General features: G+C 54.0%; 18 protein-coding genes and 1 pseudogene. 9 read left to right on the forward strand and 10 right to left on the reverse strand.

Annotated elements, in window-relative coordinates:
• Window positions 1-114 precede the first annotated feature (114 nt).
• Window positions 115-1,200, reverse strand: coding sequence for an RNA-guided endonuclease TnpB family protein (locus EVJ30_RS09635; RefSeq protein ID WP_131468899.1), 1,086 nt, complete (start codon window positions 1,198-1,200; stop codon window positions 115-117).
• A gap of 296 nt (window positions 1,201-1,496) precedes the next feature.
• On the opposite strand from EVJ30_RS09635, the pseudogene EVJ30_RS09640 reads away from it, so the two are divergent.
• From EVJ30_RS09640 to EVJ30_RS09655, 4 genes and pseudogenes are all read left to right on the forward strand, one after another.
• Window positions 1,497-1,622 (forward strand): annotated as a pseudogene (locus tag EVJ30_RS09640) (SDR family oxidoreductase); the annotation flags it as partial.
• Between the two features lie 115 nt (window positions 1,623-1,737).
• Window positions 1,738-2,976, forward strand: coding sequence for a peptidase T (gene pepT, locus EVJ30_RS09645; protein ID WP_131457948.1), 1,239 nt, complete (start codon window positions 1,738-1,740; stop codon window positions 2,974-2,976).
• A 54-nt stretch (window positions 2,977-3,030) separates the two neighbouring features.
• Window positions 3,031-3,477 carry an SACOL1771 family peroxiredoxin gene (locus EVJ30_RS09650; RefSeq protein ID WP_131468901.1) on the forward strand — a complete coding sequence of 149 codons (447 nt, stop codon included), beginning with the start codon at window positions 3,031-3,033 and terminating at the stop codon, window positions 3,475-3,477.
• Between the two features lie 2 nt (window positions 3,478-3,479).
• Window positions 3,480-4,202, forward strand: a complete 723-nt coding sequence (locus EVJ30_RS09655; protein ID WP_131468903.1) for a DNA/RNA nuclease SfsA — start codon at window positions 3,480-3,482, stop codon at window positions 4,200-4,202.
• 24 nt (window positions 4,203-4,226) lie between these two features.
• On the opposite strand, the gene EVJ30_RS09660 is transcribed toward EVJ30_RS09655, so the two are convergent.
• Window positions 4,227-4,838 carry a stage II sporulation protein M gene (locus tag EVJ30_RS09660; RefSeq protein ID WP_161568833.1) on the reverse strand — a complete coding sequence of 204 codons (612 nt, stop codon included), beginning with the start codon at window positions 4,836-4,838 and terminating at the stop codon, window positions 4,227-4,229.
• Window positions 4,839-4,970: 132 nt separating this feature from the next.
• Between EVJ30_RS09660 and EVJ30_RS09665 the strand changes: the two genes are divergently transcribed.
• Window positions 4,971-6,596: an ABC-F family ATP-binding cassette domain-containing protein gene (locus EVJ30_RS09665; RefSeq protein WP_131468907.1), complete on the forward strand. Its 1,626-nt coding sequence runs from the start codon at window positions 4,971-4,973 to the stop codon at window positions 6,594-6,596.
• A 35-nt stretch (window positions 6,597-6,631) separates the two neighbouring features.
• On the opposite strand, the gene EVJ30_RS09670 is transcribed toward EVJ30_RS09665, so the two are convergent.
• The gene (locus EVJ30_RS09670; protein WP_131457953.1) at window positions 6,632-7,375 is read right to left on the reverse strand and encodes a FixH family protein; all 744 of its coding nucleotides are present in this window, start codon (window positions 7,373-7,375) and stop codon (window positions 6,632-6,634) included.
• 304 nt (window positions 7,376-7,679) lie between these two features.
• On the opposite strand from EVJ30_RS09670, the gene EVJ30_RS09675 reads away from it, so the two are divergent.
• Entirely contained in the window at window positions 7,680-8,849 is a 1,170-nt protein-coding gene (locus EVJ30_RS09675; RefSeq protein WP_370250812.1) for a LysM peptidoglycan-binding domain-containing protein, read from the forward strand.
• Between the two features lie 43 nt (window positions 8,850-8,892).
• Here EVJ30_RS09675 and aceA read toward each other — a convergent pair whose 3' ends face one another.
• The 3 genes from aceA to EVJ30_RS09690 all read right to left on the reverse strand — a co-directional run bounded on the left by aceA (window position 8,893) and on the right by EVJ30_RS09690 (window position 12,719).
• Complete coding sequence (gene aceA, locus EVJ30_RS09680; protein WP_131457827.1) at window positions 8,893-10,167, reverse strand: isocitrate lyase; 1,275 nt, start codon at window positions 10,165-10,167, stop codon at window positions 8,893-8,895.
• A gap of 66 nt (window positions 10,168-10,233) precedes the next feature.
• Window positions 10,234-10,530: a hypothetical protein gene (locus EVJ30_RS09685; protein WP_131457828.1), complete on the reverse strand. Its 297-nt coding sequence runs from the start codon at window positions 10,528-10,530 to the stop codon at window positions 10,234-10,236.
• On the reverse strand, window positions 10,527-12,719 hold the full coding sequence (locus tag EVJ30_RS09690) for a malate synthase G (RefSeq protein WP_131457829.1): 2,193 nt from the start codon (window positions 12,717-12,719) through the stop codon (window positions 10,527-10,529). Before EVJ30_RS09690 ends, EVJ30_RS09685 begins: the two co-directional genes overlap by 4 nt.
• A 179-nt stretch (window positions 12,720-12,898) precedes the next feature.
• Between EVJ30_RS09690 and EVJ30_RS09695 the strand changes: the two genes are divergently transcribed.
• Both EVJ30_RS09695 and EVJ30_RS09700 read left to right on the forward strand, forming a co-directional pair.
• Window positions 12,899-13,345: a MarR family winged helix-turn-helix transcriptional regulator gene (locus tag EVJ30_RS09695; protein WP_131468909.1), complete on the forward strand. Its 447-nt coding sequence runs from the start codon at window positions 12,899-12,901 to the stop codon at window positions 13,343-13,345.
• A complete protein-coding gene (locus EVJ30_RS09700) occupies window positions 13,342-13,977 on the forward strand; it encodes a nitroreductase family protein (protein ID WP_131468911.1) in 636 nt (211 codons plus the stop codon). Before EVJ30_RS09695 ends, EVJ30_RS09700 begins: the two co-directional genes overlap by 4 nt.
• Before the next feature lie 38 nt (window positions 13,978-14,015).
• Here the strand turns inward: EVJ30_RS09700 and EVJ30_RS09705 are convergent, their stop codons facing one another.
• The 4 genes from EVJ30_RS09705 to EVJ30_RS15410 are packed head-to-tail and all read right to left on the reverse strand — an operon-like array spanning window position 14,016 to window position 16,119.
• The gene (locus EVJ30_RS09705) at window positions 14,016-14,678 is read right to left on the reverse strand and encodes an NAD(P)H-dependent oxidoreductase (RefSeq protein ID WP_131468913.1); all 663 of its coding nucleotides are present in this window, start codon (window positions 14,676-14,678) and stop codon (window positions 14,016-14,018) included.
• A 16-nt stretch (window positions 14,679-14,694) separates the two neighbouring features.
• On the reverse strand, window positions 14,695-15,306 hold the full coding sequence (locus EVJ30_RS09710; RefSeq protein ID WP_131468915.1) for a class I SAM-dependent methyltransferase: 612 nt from the start codon (window positions 15,304-15,306) through the stop codon (window positions 14,695-14,697).
• The gene (locus EVJ30_RS09715; protein ID WP_131468918.1) at window positions 15,299-16,000 is read right to left on the reverse strand and encodes an ABC transporter permease; all 702 of its coding nucleotides are present in this window, start codon (window positions 15,998-16,000) and stop codon (window positions 15,299-15,301) included. The genes EVJ30_RS09710 and EVJ30_RS09715 overlap by 8 nt, the downstream gene beginning before the upstream one ends.
• The gene (locus tag EVJ30_RS15410; protein WP_255417728.1) at window positions 15,997-16,119 is read right to left on the reverse strand and encodes a hypothetical protein; all 123 of its coding nucleotides are present in this window, start codon (window positions 16,117-16,119) and stop codon (window positions 15,997-15,999) included. Before EVJ30_RS15410 ends, EVJ30_RS09715 begins: the two co-directional genes overlap by 4 nt.
• A 136-nt stretch (window positions 16,120-16,255) precedes the next feature.
• On the opposite strand from EVJ30_RS15410, the gene EVJ30_RS09720 reads away from it, so the two are divergent.
• Window positions 16,256-17,128 carry an ROK family protein gene (locus EVJ30_RS09720; protein ID WP_161566949.1) on the forward strand — a complete coding sequence of 291 codons (873 nt, stop codon included), beginning with the start codon at window positions 16,256-16,258 and terminating at the stop codon, window positions 17,126-17,128.
• Window positions 17,129-17,153: the final 25 nt, after the last annotated feature.

Raw genomic sequence — 17,153 nt, forward strand, 5'->3', positions numbered from 1 at the left:
TACTCACCACTTATTTGCTTCGCAACTTGAAGTGGGAGCTTCTTGGGAAGACCGTGCTCTTACCAGCCACGGTTGTGGACCAAGCTCGTCGGGCAGTCCCTGCCCTGAAGTGTTTCAGTCGGCGAGACGCAACAGGTTGAGGCTCGCGTTGACGTCGCGGTCATGGTGCGTGCCGCATGCGGCGCATGTCCACTCTCGGACGTGCAGATCCTTCTTGCCGCCGTTCCCGCCACAGGCCGAACAAACCTGGGTCGAGGCGAACCACGGGTCGGCCTTGATGAGCGTCCGTCCATAGAACCTCGCCTTATATTCCAGCTGGCGGACGAACTCGCCCCACCCGGCGTCCCCGATCGACTTCGAAAGGCGGCGGTCCTGCATCATCTCTTTCGGCTTCAGCGTCTCGACGACGACGACTTGGTTCTCGTCGACGATGCGTCGCGACAGCTTGTGGAGGGAGTCGTGCCGTCGGTTCTTGACCTGCTCGTGTTTCTTCGCGAGGACGAGCCTTGCCTTCTCGCGGTTCCTGCTGCCGGGCTTCTTGTGGGAGAGCGCGCGCTGCGCTCGTCTCAGCCGTGCCTCGGCCTCGCGCAGGTTGCGCGGGTTCGGGACCTTCTCCGTCACCATCGCGTCGTTCGTCATGACGGCGAAGTGCCCGAGGCCGAGATCGATCCCGATTTTGTGCTCGGCCGGGACCCACGGCTCGTCGGGCTGCTCGACGAGGAGCGACACGAAGAACTTGCCCGTCTTCGTCATCGACACGGTCGCCGACCGGATCTCGCCGTCGAAGATTCGGTGCTGTGTGAAGCGGATGAACCCGACCTTCGGGAGCCGGACCCGGTCCCCCTCGATGCGGATCGTGCCGTGCTGGTTGTTCGTCGTGTAGGACGCGCGCGCCTTCCGTTTAGACTTGAACACCGGGAAGCCGGCCGTCCCGGCGAAGAACTTCGCGAACGCCGCGTCGAGGTGAAGCTTCGCGTTCGCGAGGCTGTCCGCCTCGCAGAGGAACGGGAACAGCGGCTTGTAGGAGGCCGGCGTCGGCGGCTTCCGCTTCGGCCCGCCGTTCGCCTTCGCCTCCTCGTGGAGGGCGATGCGGTCCTCGAGCAGCTTGTTGTAGACGAACCGGGCGCAGCCGATCGTCCTGACCAGGAACTCGGCCTGTGCCGCCGTCGGATAGAGCCGGTATTTATAGCCCTTCAGCATGTCTGTCCCTCCTTCACACCCGGCGTCAGGATGATTCTCTTCCCATTCCGATACCCGCGGCGGGGGAAGGGAAATCTGACGGAATCAAGAACTTATGTTCGTAATTATGTCACAGGGGTGCCCAAGAGGTTTATGTACGGGCGATTCATCTCCCACCTACGTTGGGCCTCGCCCCAGACGCTTAGAGGTGGGAGAATTCTCGCTTAATGATGTTAAAGAAGACGGTTGCTTTCTTTTTTGAAAAGGAGGAAGGACAATGAAACGTGTACAAGGTGGAGTCGCGCTTGTGACGGGCGGTGCCGCTTAAACGAATCGGAAAGCCGGCCGACGTCTCGAACCTCGTCTTGTTCCTCGCCTCAGACGAGTCGAGTTACTTCACGGGCGCCGAGTTCGTCATTGACGGCGGTGTCATCATCCAGTAAACGATGGACAGGCGCTTCGGTCGCCTGTCCATTTTTCAAACAATTTTGATACTTCTCCAAACGGTTCCCGTGCTACACTAAAACGGATGAGAAACGATATGGGGAGGTATTTTTTATGCAAGCAAAATTGATTGAACGGTTGATGACGTATGCCAAAATTGACACGCAATCTGACTTTACGAGTGAGACGACGCCGTCGACGGCGAAACAGTGGGATTTGATCCGCCATCTCGAGGCCGAACTGAAGGCGATTGGGCTCGAGGACGTCGAGACCGACGAGTACGGCTACTTGTTCGCGACGTTGCCGAGTAACGTCGACCATGACGTGCCGACGATCGGGCTGCTTGCTCACGTCGATACGGCGACCGATTTTACGGGCACCAACGTCAATCCGCAACTCGTTGAACACTATGCGGGTGGCGATATCGTCTTGAACGAGGCACTCAATGTTATCTTGTCACCGCGTGACTTCCCCGAACTTGATGATTACGTCGGCCATACGCTCATGACGACAGACGGGACGACGCTCCTCGGTGCCGATGATAAGGCCGGCATGGCTGAAATCGTCACGGCGGTCGAATACTTACTGGCGCATCCGGAAATCCCACACGGACCGGTCCGGATTGCGTTCACACCGGATGAAGAGATCGGGCGCGGCCCCCACAAGTTCGACGTCGCCCGCTTCAATGCCGACTTCGCCTACACGATGGACGGCGGTCCGCTTGGCGAACTTCAATATGAGAGTTTCAACGCCGCCGGAGCGACCGTCACGTTCCACGGCACGAACGTCCACCCAGGCAGCGCCAAGAACAAGATGGTCAACTCGATGAAACTGGCGATGGCGTTCCATAACCGCCTTCCGGCCGACGAGGCACCGGAGCATACGAGCCATTACGAAGGGTTCTTCCACTTGAACGGATTCTCGGGTGATGTCGAGACGACCGTTCTCCAATACATCATCCGCGACCACGACCGGACGAAGTTCGAAGCCCGGAAAGTCTTGCTCGAGAAACTTGTCGCCGAATGGAAACAAAAATACGGCGAGGCACGCGTCGACTTGAAGATGGACGACCAGTACTACAACATGGCCGAGAAGATCGAGCCGGTCAAACACATCGTCGACACCGTCGCCGACGTCATGCGCGAGCTCGGGATCGAACCGGTGATCGAACCGATCCGCGGCGGGACCGATGGCTCGCAACTGTCGTATATGGGTCTCCCGACGCCAAACATCTTCACTGGCGGCGAGAACTATCACGGCAAGTTCGAGTACGTCTCCGTCAACAATATGGAAAAAGCGACACACGTCATTATCCAGACGCTCCGCACGTTCGCCGAACGCGCGCGAGCATAATCTATGCGCCTCCAATCATTCTCTTCTACACTAGAGACATTGGAGGCGATTTTTATGAAGCATACGTTTCACATGAACCTTGACTGGACCGGCGGACGTAACGACGTCGGCACGATCGAGGCCGAACGGTTGAAGACACAAATTTCGATTCCCCCGGAAATGGACGGACCGGGTATCGGGACGAATCCCGATGAGATGCTCCTCGGAGCTGCGGCGACGTGCTATATCATCACGCTCGCGGCCATGCTTGGACGGAGCGATCTTTTTCATCAAGGCATCACGATCGACGCCGAAGGTATCGTCGACGTGACGAACGGCGTGTTCACATACGAGACGATCCGTTATAAAACCGTGATCAACGTCCGCGCTGCGGCGACCGACCGGGATATCACGCTCGTCGAACGAATTGCTAAGAAAGCGAAAGACGGCTGTATGATTTCACGCGCCTTGGCCGGCAACGTGACGTTCGAGCTCGACACGACGGTCGTCCGCACGGGCTGACGATGTACCGGTTTGAACGACCGTTAAAAGAAGGGGTGATCGTCAAGCGGCGCAACCGCTTCGTCATGGACGTGTTGCTCGATGACAAGATTGTCGCGTGCCACTGTCCGGTCACAGGGCGAATCGGTGATCTCGTCTTCGACGGTGTGCCTTGCCTCGTTTCGGCGGCAAACAATCCGCGACGCCACACTGCTTTCACGGTGGAAGCCATCTCGATTGACCGAGACAAGCGCTGGATCGGCATCCATCAAGGACGGGCCAACGACTACGTCGAACATCTCTTGAAAGCGGACGCTTTGCCGGTCTTTCCGTCTCCAGAACGTGTCGAACGTGAAATCGTGTCAGGCGGTTCACGCCTCGATTTCAAAGTCGATGCAGTCTACATGGAAGTTAAAACACCGCTGACGGAACTGTTCGTGACGCCGCTCCCTCGCTTTGAAGGAAACGCAAGGCAAACCCCTGTCGAGACGAAACGGTTCATCCGTCATCTTGAAACGCTGATCACGACGTTGCCACAAGCAGGCCGGGCCGTTTTATTGTATGTCTTTTTATATGATGCGCCTGTCTTCACCGGCAATCCGAAGCGGAGACATGACGAGGCCATCCGCCGGCTGATCTGTGACGCGATCGCGGACGGGTTCGAAGTCTGGCAGTTGAACTGCGAAGTCACCATAGAAGGCATTACCCCGCTGCGCTGTCTCGAGACGACACATCACTTTAAATAAAAAAAAGCCATCCTGCGATGACTTTTACTGTAGCAATAGCGGCGTGACGTACGCCTCGATGACAGCGGAGACAGCGAGGAGCGGGACCGCGATAAATAAGAACGTCTTGACCCCTACGAGCAATAGCGCTTTGAACGTGACGTCCGTTTCTTTTCCTCGTAACTTCTTCCATACATGACGGTTGAGCGACAGTCCCATCGCCGCCCCGAGCAGAATCGCCGAGATCTCGGTGACGCCGTGCGGTAAAATCCCGAGAACGAGCACTTTGACGACCGACTCGCCCGTGAAACCGACGAGCATGGCGACGAGGCCGATGACGGCAGCGTTGATGACGACGAACACATATGGGATGAAGAGCGGGATCATCCCGAGCAAGAAGGCGAGCAACGTGACACGTGTATTGTTCACGAACAAGGCGATCATCATGTCACGTGGACTCGAGTCGAACGTCAGCCCGCTCGCTTCAAACGATTCGCCGAGTTGGGCTAAAATCTCGTCGACTTGTTCGGCCGCGACGAACGTGCGGAATAACCAATACGAGACGACGCCTGTCACGAAGAACACGAGCAACAGTCGGACGAAATCCTTGCGGTAGTAGTCGTTCCACGCCTCGCGGATCGATAGTGATGTTTTCATGAACGATTCCCCCTTATCCATTCATACGAATCCGTTCCACATTTGTTTCATATTTACCCGCGACTGCGCGTTTTTAAAAAACGTGATACAATACACGTCGTAAACAAATCAGAAAAACGAGGTATTCTATACATGATTACAGTAAATAACGTAAGTCTTCAATTCGGTGGCCGTAAGTTGTTCGAAGACGTGAACATCAAGTTCACACCAGGCAACTGTTACGGCTTGATCGGCGCGAACGGTGCCGGTAAATCAACATTCTTGAAAATTCTTTCCGGTGAGCAAGAGACGTCAACGGGTGACGTCAGCTTCTCACCTGGCGAACGTCTCGCCGTCCTCAAACAGGACCATTATGCGTACGAAGACCAGGCTGTGCTTGAAACAGTCATCAAAGGTCATGAGCGCTTGTATCAAGTCATGAAAGAAAAAGATGCAATCTATATGAAAGAAGATTTCTCTGACGAAGACGGCATGCGTGCCGCTGAACTCGAAGGTGAATTCGCTGAGATGAACGGTTGGGAAGCCGAGTCGGAAGCCGCAACGGTGCTTCAAGGTCTCGGCATCACTGACGCGTCGCACCATAAACTCATGAGCGAGCTCACGGGTGGCGAGAAGGTCAAGGTACTCCTTGCCCAAGCGTTGTTCGGTAAGCCAGACATCTTGCTCCTCGATGAGCCGACGAACGGACTTGACATCAAAGCGATTCAATGGCTCGAAGAGTTCTTGATCAACTTTGAGAACACTGTCATCGTCGTTTCCCACGACCGTCACTTCTTGAACAAAGTTTGTACACACATGGCTGACCTCGACTTCGGTAAGATTCAACTGTACGTCGGGAACTACGACTTCTGGTACGAGTCGAGCCAACTCGCATCGCGCATGGCCAACGACCAGAACAAGAAAAAAGAAGAGAAGATCAAAGAGCTCCAAAACTTTATCGCCCGTTTCAGCTCGAACGCCTCGAAGGCGCGTCAAGCGACGTCGCGTAAAAAGTTGCTCGATAAGATCACACTGGACGACATCCGTCCGTCATCACGCCGTTATCCGTTCGTCGGTTTCTCGATGGAACGTGAAATCGGAAATGACGTCTTGTACGTCGACAACGTCTCGAAGACGATCGACGGTGTCAAAGTACTCGACAACGTCACGTTCTCATTGAACAAGATGGACAAAGTCGCTTTCGTCGGTCGCAACGACGTCGCTATCACGACGCTCTTCAAGATCCTCATGGGTGAGATGGAGCCAGACACGGGTACGGTCAAATGGGGCGTGACGACGATCCAGTCGTACTTCCCGAAAGACAACTCGGAATACTTCGAAGGCTCAGATAAGAGCATCTTGGACTGGTTACGCCAGTTCTCACCAGCTGACGAGTCAGATACGTTCCTCCGTGGTTTCCTCGGCCGTATGCTCTTCTCTGGCGAAGAAGTCATGAAGAAAGCGTCTGTCCTCTCAGGGGGAGAGAAAGTTCGTTGCATGCTCTCGAAGATGATGCTCTCGAACTCGAACGTGCTCGTCCTTGACGATCCGACGAACCACTTGGACCTCGAATCGATCACAGCGCTCAACAACGGACTCGAGACGTTCAAAGGCGTACTCCTCTTCAGCTCACATGACCATCAGCTCATCTCGACGATTGCGACACGCATCATCGAAGTGACGCCGAATGGGATTGTCGACAAAGAAGCGACGTACGACCAGTTCCTCGAGAACGAATCGCTTCAACAACAAGTCGAATCACTTTACCAAAACGCATAATAAAAATCGATCGGCGCGTGCGCCGATCGATTTTTTTATTTGACCTCGACTGTCTCCATGACGTGTTCATGGATGTCGTGTCCTTTCGTCACATGGACTTGGACGTTGTACGTACCGGTCTCAGGGAACGTATGCTCACCCGCATAGCTCCCGTTTTCCGTTTCCTCAAGCTTCACCCAATCGTGCTTATCCGCACCGTCTTTGAATACTTCAAGTTGAACGTCCGCACCTGTCAGCGCCTCATGGTCAATTTCAACGTTGACTGTGAACGGGCTCGCTTCATTCGCCGTCACTTGCTTTGGATCGAGCATGATATCGGCCCCGGCGTGTTGGTGATGGTCTGATTCAGCCTCAGCATCCGTTTCTGGATGGCCGACCGTCACGTTCGCCGTCGGCATCGTGTGCATCGCCCGCGCCGTCACATGGACTTGGACCGTATAGACCGCTTCATCCGCAAACGTTGCTTCCGTCTCATAGACCCCGTCTTCCGTGAGCGAAGCTTTCAGCATCTCGCTCTCTTCCTTGGCACCGTTCTTCCACACTTCGAACTTGATCTCGTCCGCGTCATCGACCCCTGCGCCGTCTTGCGTGACGCGAACCGATAACGTGACCGCTTCATCTATTTCCGCTGTCGCCGGTACGTTCAATTCTGCTTCGACGGGCTCCATCGACTGCACCATCTCCGTCGCATTGTCCGCCTCTTCTGTCCCGCATGCCCCGAGGACGAACAGACCGGCTAACCCTGTGGCCATCCCGATTCGTTTCACTGTTTGTCTCATCATGACCCCCCTAGTTAATCGCTTACACGTTTCACACTTTGTTCATGATATCATCCTTTTTCAGGAAGTGTGTGAGGATTTTGTGATATTTACCACGCCTCCTGCTCATAAATTAAACACAAAATTTGAGAGTCATTATCCAAAAATCCCTTTGCCTATTTTTAGGTTTATCACGTGTTTATCACCAAAACGGGGTATATAAAATATATACACAGCTCAATATATGGAAAGCCTTGACACCAAGATACATACACCAAGAGTGGAGGCGAAAGGAAAAATGAAGAGCAAATTTGTACGGTTATTGATGGCTTTGTTGATCGTGCTGGCACCGTTAGTCGCCTATCCAAAATCAGCTGATGCCGCTGCTTCGAAGTTCATAACGAGCGTGAACACGACGAGTAAAGTCGTGGCATTGACGTTCGATGACGGAGCGGATGGTGCGAATACGAACAAGATTTTGGACATACTTGCCAAGAACAACGTCAAAGCCACTTTCTTTTTGACTGGAACCGGCGCCAACCACCATCCTCAATACATTAAAAACATCGCAGCTAAAGGTCACCAACTAGGTAACCACTCGTACAGCCACCCATACTTCACCCAGTTGACCGCCACTCAAATGAAGACCGAACTCGACCGTACCGAAGCAATTGTTAAATCACTGACCGGTAAAACGACAAAACCGATCTTCCGGGCTCCGTTTGGCGCCGTGAACAGCGCCGTCTTGAGCGGTGTCGGCGCTGCCGGCTACGCTTATACGATCCAATGGAACATCGACACGATTGACTGGAAAGGGCTCACTGCTAGCCAAATCAATACGAAAGTCCAAACAAACATCAAACCAGGATCGATCGTTCTCATGCACACTGGCGCTGGCGCACCGGGCACACCGCTCGCCTTGCCGACGATGATCTCGCAACTGAAAGCGAAAGGCTACAAGTTCGTGACAGTTTCCCAATTGCTCGCTTACCAATCTACTTCAACCGCTAAAACGTATACTGTCAAATCAGGCGACACGCTCTATAGCATCGCCCGGGCTTACAACGTCACCGTCGCTGCACTCGCTGCCGCTAACAAGATTACGAACATCAACCTAATTAGTGTCGGTCAAGTGCTCGTCATCCCAGGAACAAGCGTCACACCACCCCCAGCGACGACTGTCAAATATACGGTAAAAGCAGGCGATACACTCTACAAGATTGCGACACTGTACAAAACGACCGTCGCCAAAATCGCTGCCGCCAATAACATCACGAACATCAACCTGATCAGCGTCGGTCAAGTACTGATCATCCCAGGCACAACCGTCACTCCTCCGCCAGCGACGACCGTGAAGTATACCGTCAAGTCAGGCGACACGCTCTATAAGATTGCGACGACATATAATACGACCGTCGCCAAAATCGCTGCTGCCAACAACATCACGAACATCAATTTGATCAGCATCGGTCAAGTACTCACAATTCCTCGTTAACCACAAAAAAGATGATGCCGCGGCATCATCTTTTTTGTTTGCTTCATTTCACTTCAAACTGTTCCGCCTCGGTCGATCCAGCCAGCGCTGTCGTCGACGACTGTCCGCTCGAGATGACGAGTGAGACTTCATCGAAGTAGCCGGTGCCGACTTCACGCTGATGGCGCGTCGCCGTGTAGCCGTGTTGTTCGGCCGCAAATTCGGCTTGTTGTAACTCAGAATATGCTGCCATCCCACGCTCTTTATAGCCGCGGGCGAGCTCGAACATGCCGAAGTTGAGCGAATGGAACCCGGCGAGTGTGACGAATTGGAACTTGTAGCCCATCGCCCCGATCTCTTGTTGGAACGTCGCGATCTCGTCGTCAGACAGCTTCTTCTTCCAGTTGAACGAAGGTGAACAGTTGTAGGCGAGCATTTTTCCAGGATACTTCGTATGGATTGCGTCCGCGAACTGGCGTGCCTCGTCCAAGTCCGGTTCCGACGTCTCACACCAGACGAGATCGGCGTAAGGCGCATAGGCGAGACCGCGGGCGATCGCCTGCTCGATGCCGGCCTCGGTCCGGTAGAAGCCTTCCGGCGTCCGGTCGCCGACGATGAACGGATGGTCAATCGGGTCGATGTCACTTGTGATCAAGTTGGCCGCATGCGCGTCCGTCCGGGCAACGATGATCGTCGATACGCCCATGACGTCTGCTGCGAGGCGCGCCGCGATCAAGTTTTTCACAGCCGTTTGCGTCGGGAGCAATACTTTACCGCCGAGGTGACCACACTTTTTCTCCGAAGACAGCTGGTCTTCTAAGTGGACACCGGCCGCACCAGACTCGATCATCGCTTTCGTCAGCTCGAAGACGTTGAGCGCACCGCCGAACCCAGCTTCCATATCGGCGACAATCGGCGCGAACCAGTGCGTATCCCCTTTCCCTTCCGCCGTTTGAATCTGATCGGCCCGTTGCAGCGCCTGATTGATTCGCTTGACGACGCTCGGTACCGAGTTGGCCGGGTACAGGCTTTGGTCCGGATACATATGCCCTGATAAGTTCGCATCAGCGGCGACTTGCCAGCCGCTCAAGTAGATGGCCTCAAGCCCCGCCTTCACTTGTTGGATCGCCTGATTTCCGGTGAGCGCCCCGAGCGCGTGGACGTAATCCCGTTTGTGGAGCAGGTCCCACAGACGTTCCGACCCTTTCGTCGCGAGCGTATGTTCGATCAAGACCGATCCACGAAGCTTCATGACGTCGTCGACTCCGTACGGACGCTCGACCCCGTCAAACCGTTCCGACTGAAAAATCTTCTCGAGTTGCATGCGTTGTTCATTCATTGTTATTCCTCCTGTATTATATTAGTTTTATTTTAATTAAATTGTTATATAACAGACGTTGCAAACTTAATCCAAGTAGGCGCAGCATTCGAGTGCCGACTTGAACGTCGAATGTTCCATCCCACAACTGCGGCAGACGTTTTCCTCGTCCCGCTCTTCCGGTTTGCGGAACACGACGACTTCCTCGACCGGTTCTTTCATGATTTGGAGCGAACCGTCCGTCCGGTCGAGCACGAGGCGCATCAAGTCGTTGCCGTATACGAATGCGGTATTGGCGAGCGTCGCTGTCGACTCTCCAGAGACGATGCGGCGGATGACCCAACGTTCGATTAACTGTTCGCTTTCGATTTTTTTCGTTGTCATGATGATGCTCCTCCTTTTAAGTTCAATTCAAGTGTCGACTGTGTCAAAAACTGACGGCGGCGGCGATGCAAGATCGGTTCCGTGTACCCGCTTGGCGAATCCGTTCCTTCGAACACTAAGTCTTTTGCTGCTTGATACGCGATCGAGTCGGTCACGTCCGGCGTCATTGGCCGGTAGTTCGGGTCGGCCGCGTTCTGCTTGTCGACGACTTCAGCCATCCGGTACATCGTCGCTTCGACTTGCTCACGCGTACAGACACCATGATAGAGCCAGTTGGCCACGTGTTGGCTCGAGATGCGGAGCGTCGCCCGGTCCTCCATCAACCCGATATGGTGGATGTCCGGCACTTTCGAGCAGCCGACGCCTTGCTCGATCCAGCGGACGACATAACCGAGCAGCCCTTGCAGGTTGTTCTCGAGCTCCTCCCTCACTTCATCGTCTGTATAGACGCGTGTCGCGAGCGGAATCTCGAGCAGGCGTTTCCGTTCGCTGTCGATATCGAACGACCGTTGCACCAACTCACGTTGGACACGGAACGCATCCACTTGATGGTAATGGAGCGCGTGGAGCGTCGCGGCCGTCGGCGATGGGACCCAGGCGGTCGTCGCGCCGGACTCAGCATGGGCGACTTTCTCCCGCATCATGTCGCGCATCTTATCAGGCATCGCCCACATCCCTTTGCCGATTTGGGCTTGTTGATAGAAGTCGGCCGCGAGTCCGGTCAAGACGTTCAAGCGTTCGTAGGCATCGAGCCAAGCCGACGTCTTCATCTCGCCTTTTTTGCGCATCGGCCCGAACGTGAGCGACGTATGGATCTCGTCACCGGTCCGGTCAAGAAAACCGGTGTTGATGAAGACGATTCGCCCCTTCACGCGTTCGATGCAGTTTTTCAAGTTGAGCGACGTCCGTCTCTCCTCGTCCATCACACCGACTTTGAGCGTATGGCGCGGCAAGTCGAGCACGTCTTCGATCGCGTCGAACAAGTCGTTCGTGAACGTGACTTCTTTTGAACCGTGCATTTTCGGTTTGACGATGTAGATCGACCGTTCCCGCGAGTTCCGTTTTGAGTCGAGGTGACGGCTCGCGATCAGTGACGTGAAGATGCCGTCGAGGATTCCTTCCGGTACTTCCCTTCCTTGATTGTCGAGCATCAAATCTGTCGTCATCAAGTGACCGACGTTCCGAATGAACAGTAAGGAACGTCCCGGTAGCACGACGTCTCGTCCGTTTCTGCCTGTGTAGCGGCGGTCTTCATTCAGCTGGCGCTCGAGGGGCTTACCGCCTTTCGTGAACGTCGCTTCGAGCGTGCCGTCCATCAGCCCGAGCCAGTTTTTGTACAGGTGGACCTTGTCCCGAGCGTTGACGGCTGCGACCGAGTCCTCACAGTCGACGATGGCCGATAAGGCAGACTCGAGTTCGATATCGGTGAGCCCTGCCCCATCCGTGCGGCCGATCGGATGGTTCCGGTCAAATTTCAGTTCGGCATGGAGGCCGTTATGGACGAGCACTAAGCTCGTCGGACTGTCCGGATTCCCGACGTAACCGACGAAACAGTCATTGCTGAACGGGACGTCTTGTCCGTTGATGATGACGTATGGTTCATCGGCGCGAACCGCGTATCCTTCCGCGTCCCGGTGCGAACCCGTTAGAAGCGGGAACGTGTCGTCGAGGTATTGTTTGGCGTAAGCGATGACCGCTTTACCCCGGACCGGATTGTAGCCGGCCGACTTCGTTTTTCCGTCCGCTTCATCGATGACGTCCGTTCCATACAGCGCGTCATAAAGACTTCCCCAGCGTGCGTTCGCCGCGTTCAGCGCATAGCGTGCGTTGTCGAGCGGGACGACGAGCTGCGGTCCCGCTTGCTGTGTGATCTCCGAATCGACACCCGAGACATCGATACTAAAATCAGGGACGACCGGTTCGATGTAGCCGATTGATTGGAGGAAGCGCTCGTAGCCGACAATGTCGAAATTTGGTTTCTGTTCGCTGTACCACTTCTGTAACAGTCGCTCAAACGACTTCCGTTCGTGAAGCAACGCCTCATTTCGAGGAATGAACTCGTCTAGTATGCGCTCGACTCCTTGCCAAAACTGATGGCCCGTCTCGGCTCCTGGCAATACATGAGCCGAGACGAAGTCGAGGAGCTCCCGATGTACGCGATAAGTACCTACTTGTGTATACTGTTCCAAGCCTTCACATCCTCCCGTATTTGTTGTTATATATCAGTTGACTTTAATATAGACTATTATATAACAGTTTGGCAACAGTTTTTTTAAACTTTTTATTTGCCCACAAACGAAAAACGCGTTACGATAGATTACATGACCCATCAATGATTGAGTCATCAATTAGTTAAGGAGGGTTATGGATGCGCGAATCTTGTTCGCCTAGCGACCAAATTCTCTACAACGTCATCACTGTACAAAAAGAACTCAGCCAGCTGTTCGATACCGAAATGGATGGACTGAGCCTGACCCGATACGATATTTTGAGCAACTTGAATCACGTCGGTCCGCTTCGCCAACGCGAGCTGCAACAGCGCGTCGATGTCGATCACGCGGCCATCACCCGTCACTTGAAACAACTCGAGACGCAAGGGCTGATCGCTCGTGAACGATGTCTTCAAGACAATCGTGTCATCTACGTCGACTTGACCGAGCTCGGTCGCGACAAAATTGCACATTGGACCGAGCAAAAGAAGTGCTTATCGGACCGACTTTTTGTAAACATGAAGGTAGAGGAGCAACAACATTTGCTCGACCTGTTAAATACGTTACAACACAATATTCAACACGAAAGGAAGACCCTAACATGAACACGACAACACAGAAAGACTTTATGGAGATTGTAAAAGGACGCCGTTCGATTCGCGTCTATGACGAGAACGTCAAAATCTCGAAAGACGAAATGACACAAATCCTCGAGGAAGCGACGACAGCACCGTCTTCGCTCAACCTTCAGCCATGGCGCTTCGTCGTCATCGACAGCGCCACCGGAAAAGAGACACTCCTCCCGCTCTCGAGCTTCAATAAGCGTCAAGTCGAGACGTCATCGGCTGTCATCGCCATCTTCGCCGACTACCAAATGGCCGACTACACGGAAGAGATCTTCAATTCTGCCGTCGAGCGCGGCCTGATGCCTCCTGAAGTCCGCGACCGCCAAGTCGACATGATCAAAGGCATCTTCAAAGACGCACCGAACGAAATGATCAAAGACAGCATCTTGCTCGACTCAGGCCTCGTCGCGATGCAGCTCATGCTCGTCGCCCGTGCCCACGGCTATGACACGAACCCGATCGGCGGCTACGATAAGAAGAATATCGCCGAAGCGTTCGGTCTCGAGAAAGAACGCTACCTCCCGGTCATGCTCCTCTCGATCGGTAAAGCCGCAGAAGAAGGTTACCCGTCGGTCCGCTTCCCAATCGACCGCATCACAGACTGGAAGTAAGCAAAAGCTCAATCGCGTCGAGGCGATTGAGCTTTTTTTCATCCGATGTATTTGACGACCTCGTTGAAGTCGCGGCGCGTCTTCGGCGCGAAATCGCGAGCCCGGTAACCGAACGCGACCATGGCCGAGAGCGACCACGCCCCGCGTTCCATGACACCTTCTGAAATCAACAGTTCGTCAATCTGTTGTTGGTTGAACCCTTCGATCGGACATGAGTCGATCCCGATTTGGGCTGCTGCCGTCATCATGTTGCCGAGCGGGATGTACGTCTGGCGCTTGATCCACTCTTGGAACACTCGCTCATCGTCTAACAGACGATAATCTTGTTCTTGGAACTCCTGCACTCGTTTGATCCGGAGCGCATATTCGTCCTCGGTCCGTCCTTGGACGCCAGTGATGATGTGGCGCAGATAGTCCGAATCATAGCGCATCGCCTCAGGAGTCCGGGCCAAAATCAAGACGAAATGGCTTGCCGTCAACGCTTGTCCTTGAGCGCCCCACGTGTTGTCTTTAATTTTTTGAAGTAAATCTTCGCGGCGAACGACGACGAACTGCCACGGCTCGAAGCCGAATGAGCTCGGTGACAATCGTCCCGTCTCCAGGATAAATTCAAAGTCGCTTTCATCAATCTTGCGGTCCGCGTCGAACTCTTTCGTCGCTTGACGCCAACGGTACGCTTCTAAAATATCTTTTTTCTTCACTCAAATCCACTCCCCATTACCAAGATGACTCCATCATATCAAATCGATAAATGAGAAACCGTTCATGAAGATTCTTCAACGGCAATCGGACGTCTTGGACGTAACGGAACGGTGTCTCATCATTCAAAAAGTGTAAATAATCGTCGGACGGATAGTAGAGGATGATATCGACCGAACGCGGCGAGAGCTCAACCGAGTCGAGAATATTGGCAACGACTTTGCGGAACACTTGAACCGAAAACGGGTTGAAGAAATAAAATCGGTTCGCCTCAGGTGGGATCATAAACCGTTCGGCATACGCGCACTCGAACTGGATGCTCCCACGCGACCGATGCTTCTTCGTATAGTTGACCCAGTTTTGAAGCGCCTCCTCGTGATAGCCCCCATCCATCTCGACCCCGATGGCGCGGACACGGAACGTGTAGGCGAGATAAAACGGCAACCTCCCTTTCCCGGATCCAAAGTCGACGACCGTGTCCGTCGGCTCGAGCGGATAGGCGTCGCGCAACAAGTCGAGCGCAGCATATGGGGTCGGCTCATAACGATGGTATTCGACCGAGGTCGGGAAGCCTTGCTGAGGCTTCACCGTCTCGATTTGTAGCAGTCGTTCATATTGTTGTTCAGTCATGAAAGTGTCCCTTCTTGATTTTTTGGAAGAATGAATCATGCAACGCCTCGGCCAAGTCGATTTCGCGATCAAGGTACGGCTGACGCGACATCCAACCTTCCCCGGCATAAAGTGCCAGTGCGACGAAACCACTGCCGAAGACGACTGCCGCGAGCGGACGGCCGTCAAGGAACGCATATAGGCAAATCATGGCGATGATCGTGACGCTAACCCGCAACATCCAATGGCTTCGCCTAATCTGTAACTGATACTGAGTCCACATATGGAGCCAAGCGATTAGGAGAACCGACAAGAAGAATGACAAAATTGAAGCATGTGTCCATCCCCAATCGACGAGCACCGGCCTAAACAACGAAACGACCACACCATATTTAATGATCAGCTTAACGATATGATAGGACAGCGAATAGCGCTTCAACACCTTGATGAGCGCATCGCCGGTGCTTCGCGTGACATCTGCTCGTTCGACCCAAATGAAAAACGTATCGCTGACGACAAGGAGCAGGAAGAGCACCGCCCAAACGAACGCCGAAACGTCGCCGACCCAATCAAGACCACCTTGCCAGAACAAGATATACTGATAACCGAGAAAGAAAAAGAGCGGAAACACGACGTACAATCTGAGCCGCCACGTTTTCCAACGCTTGGCCGCATGGTCCATCACGCGTCGCTTCAATAAATACCGAGCTGTCATCGCACGGCCACATGTTCAACCATTTCAAACAACGTCCTGCTTACCGATTGAATCGAGTCGCGCAGCTGTCGTTTCGCCGCTTCCGTCTCAAAACCGGCGTTCCCGATATGAACATCCATGTGAACCTCCTCGCGACCGATTTGCATCATTTGGCATGGTGCGCTAATGTGGATAAGCATGTGTTCTTGTCTATCTATCATACCATGCCCCAAACATAGCCTTGACAACAAAATCCCCCGTAAAGGAGTAAGTACTATGCAACATTATCTAGCCATCGATATCGGTGGAACGAGTATCAAATACGGAGTCGTCCAAACTGATGGGACACTTCTGTCGAACGACCACGTCCCGACCCCTAAGACGTGGAAAGCATTTCTCGAACAGATCGATGCAATCGTGAACAACACGCAAGCCGCGGGACCGATCCAAGGAATCGCCTTTAGCGCTCCAGGCGCCGTCGATTCGTCGACCGGGGTGATTCACGGCGTTACCGCCCTCCCCTACATTCACGAACAGCCTTTCCTCGAGCCGTTTCAAGACCAGTACGACTTACCCGTCACCGTCCTAAACGACGCGAACGCGGCAGCGCTCGCCGAAGGATGGACCGGGGCCGCCGCTTCTTTGAAACGTTATGCGACAGTCGTCATCGGCACGGGTGTCGGTGGTGCTTTTATCGACTCGAACGAAGTCATGGTCGGTTCACACTTCCATGGCGGCGAGTACGGCTATTGGATTCTTGACCCGAATGCCCCCCACCCGGACGGCACGTGGAGTAAAGTCGGTGCGACGGCCGTTCTCGTGAAGCGGTGCAGTGATCGCCTCGGACTGCCCCTCACCGGCAAAGACGTGTTCGACCTTCAATCGGACTCACGTATCCATGAGGAACTCGAAAACTTCTATCGTTGGAATGCGATTGGACTCTACAATCTCCAGTTCGGACTCGACCCGGAACGGATTTTGATCGGCGGCGGCATCAGCCGGCGGCCTGAAGTCCGTGACGGCATCAAGCGTCACCTCGATGTGCTCACGGATTCGTTCGGCACGTTCCGGATCGACGTCGAGACGTGCGCCCACTTCAATGAGGCCAACTTGATCGGTGCTGTCCGGTTCCACCTTTTAACGAACTAAAAACAGGGTTTCCATCACCGCTTGG

Source organism: Exiguobacterium sp. SH5S13 (assembly GCF_004337085.1).
Classification (GTDB): domain Bacteria; phylum Bacillota; class Bacilli; order Exiguobacteriales; family Exiguobacteriaceae; genus Exiguobacterium; species Exiguobacterium aurantiacum_A.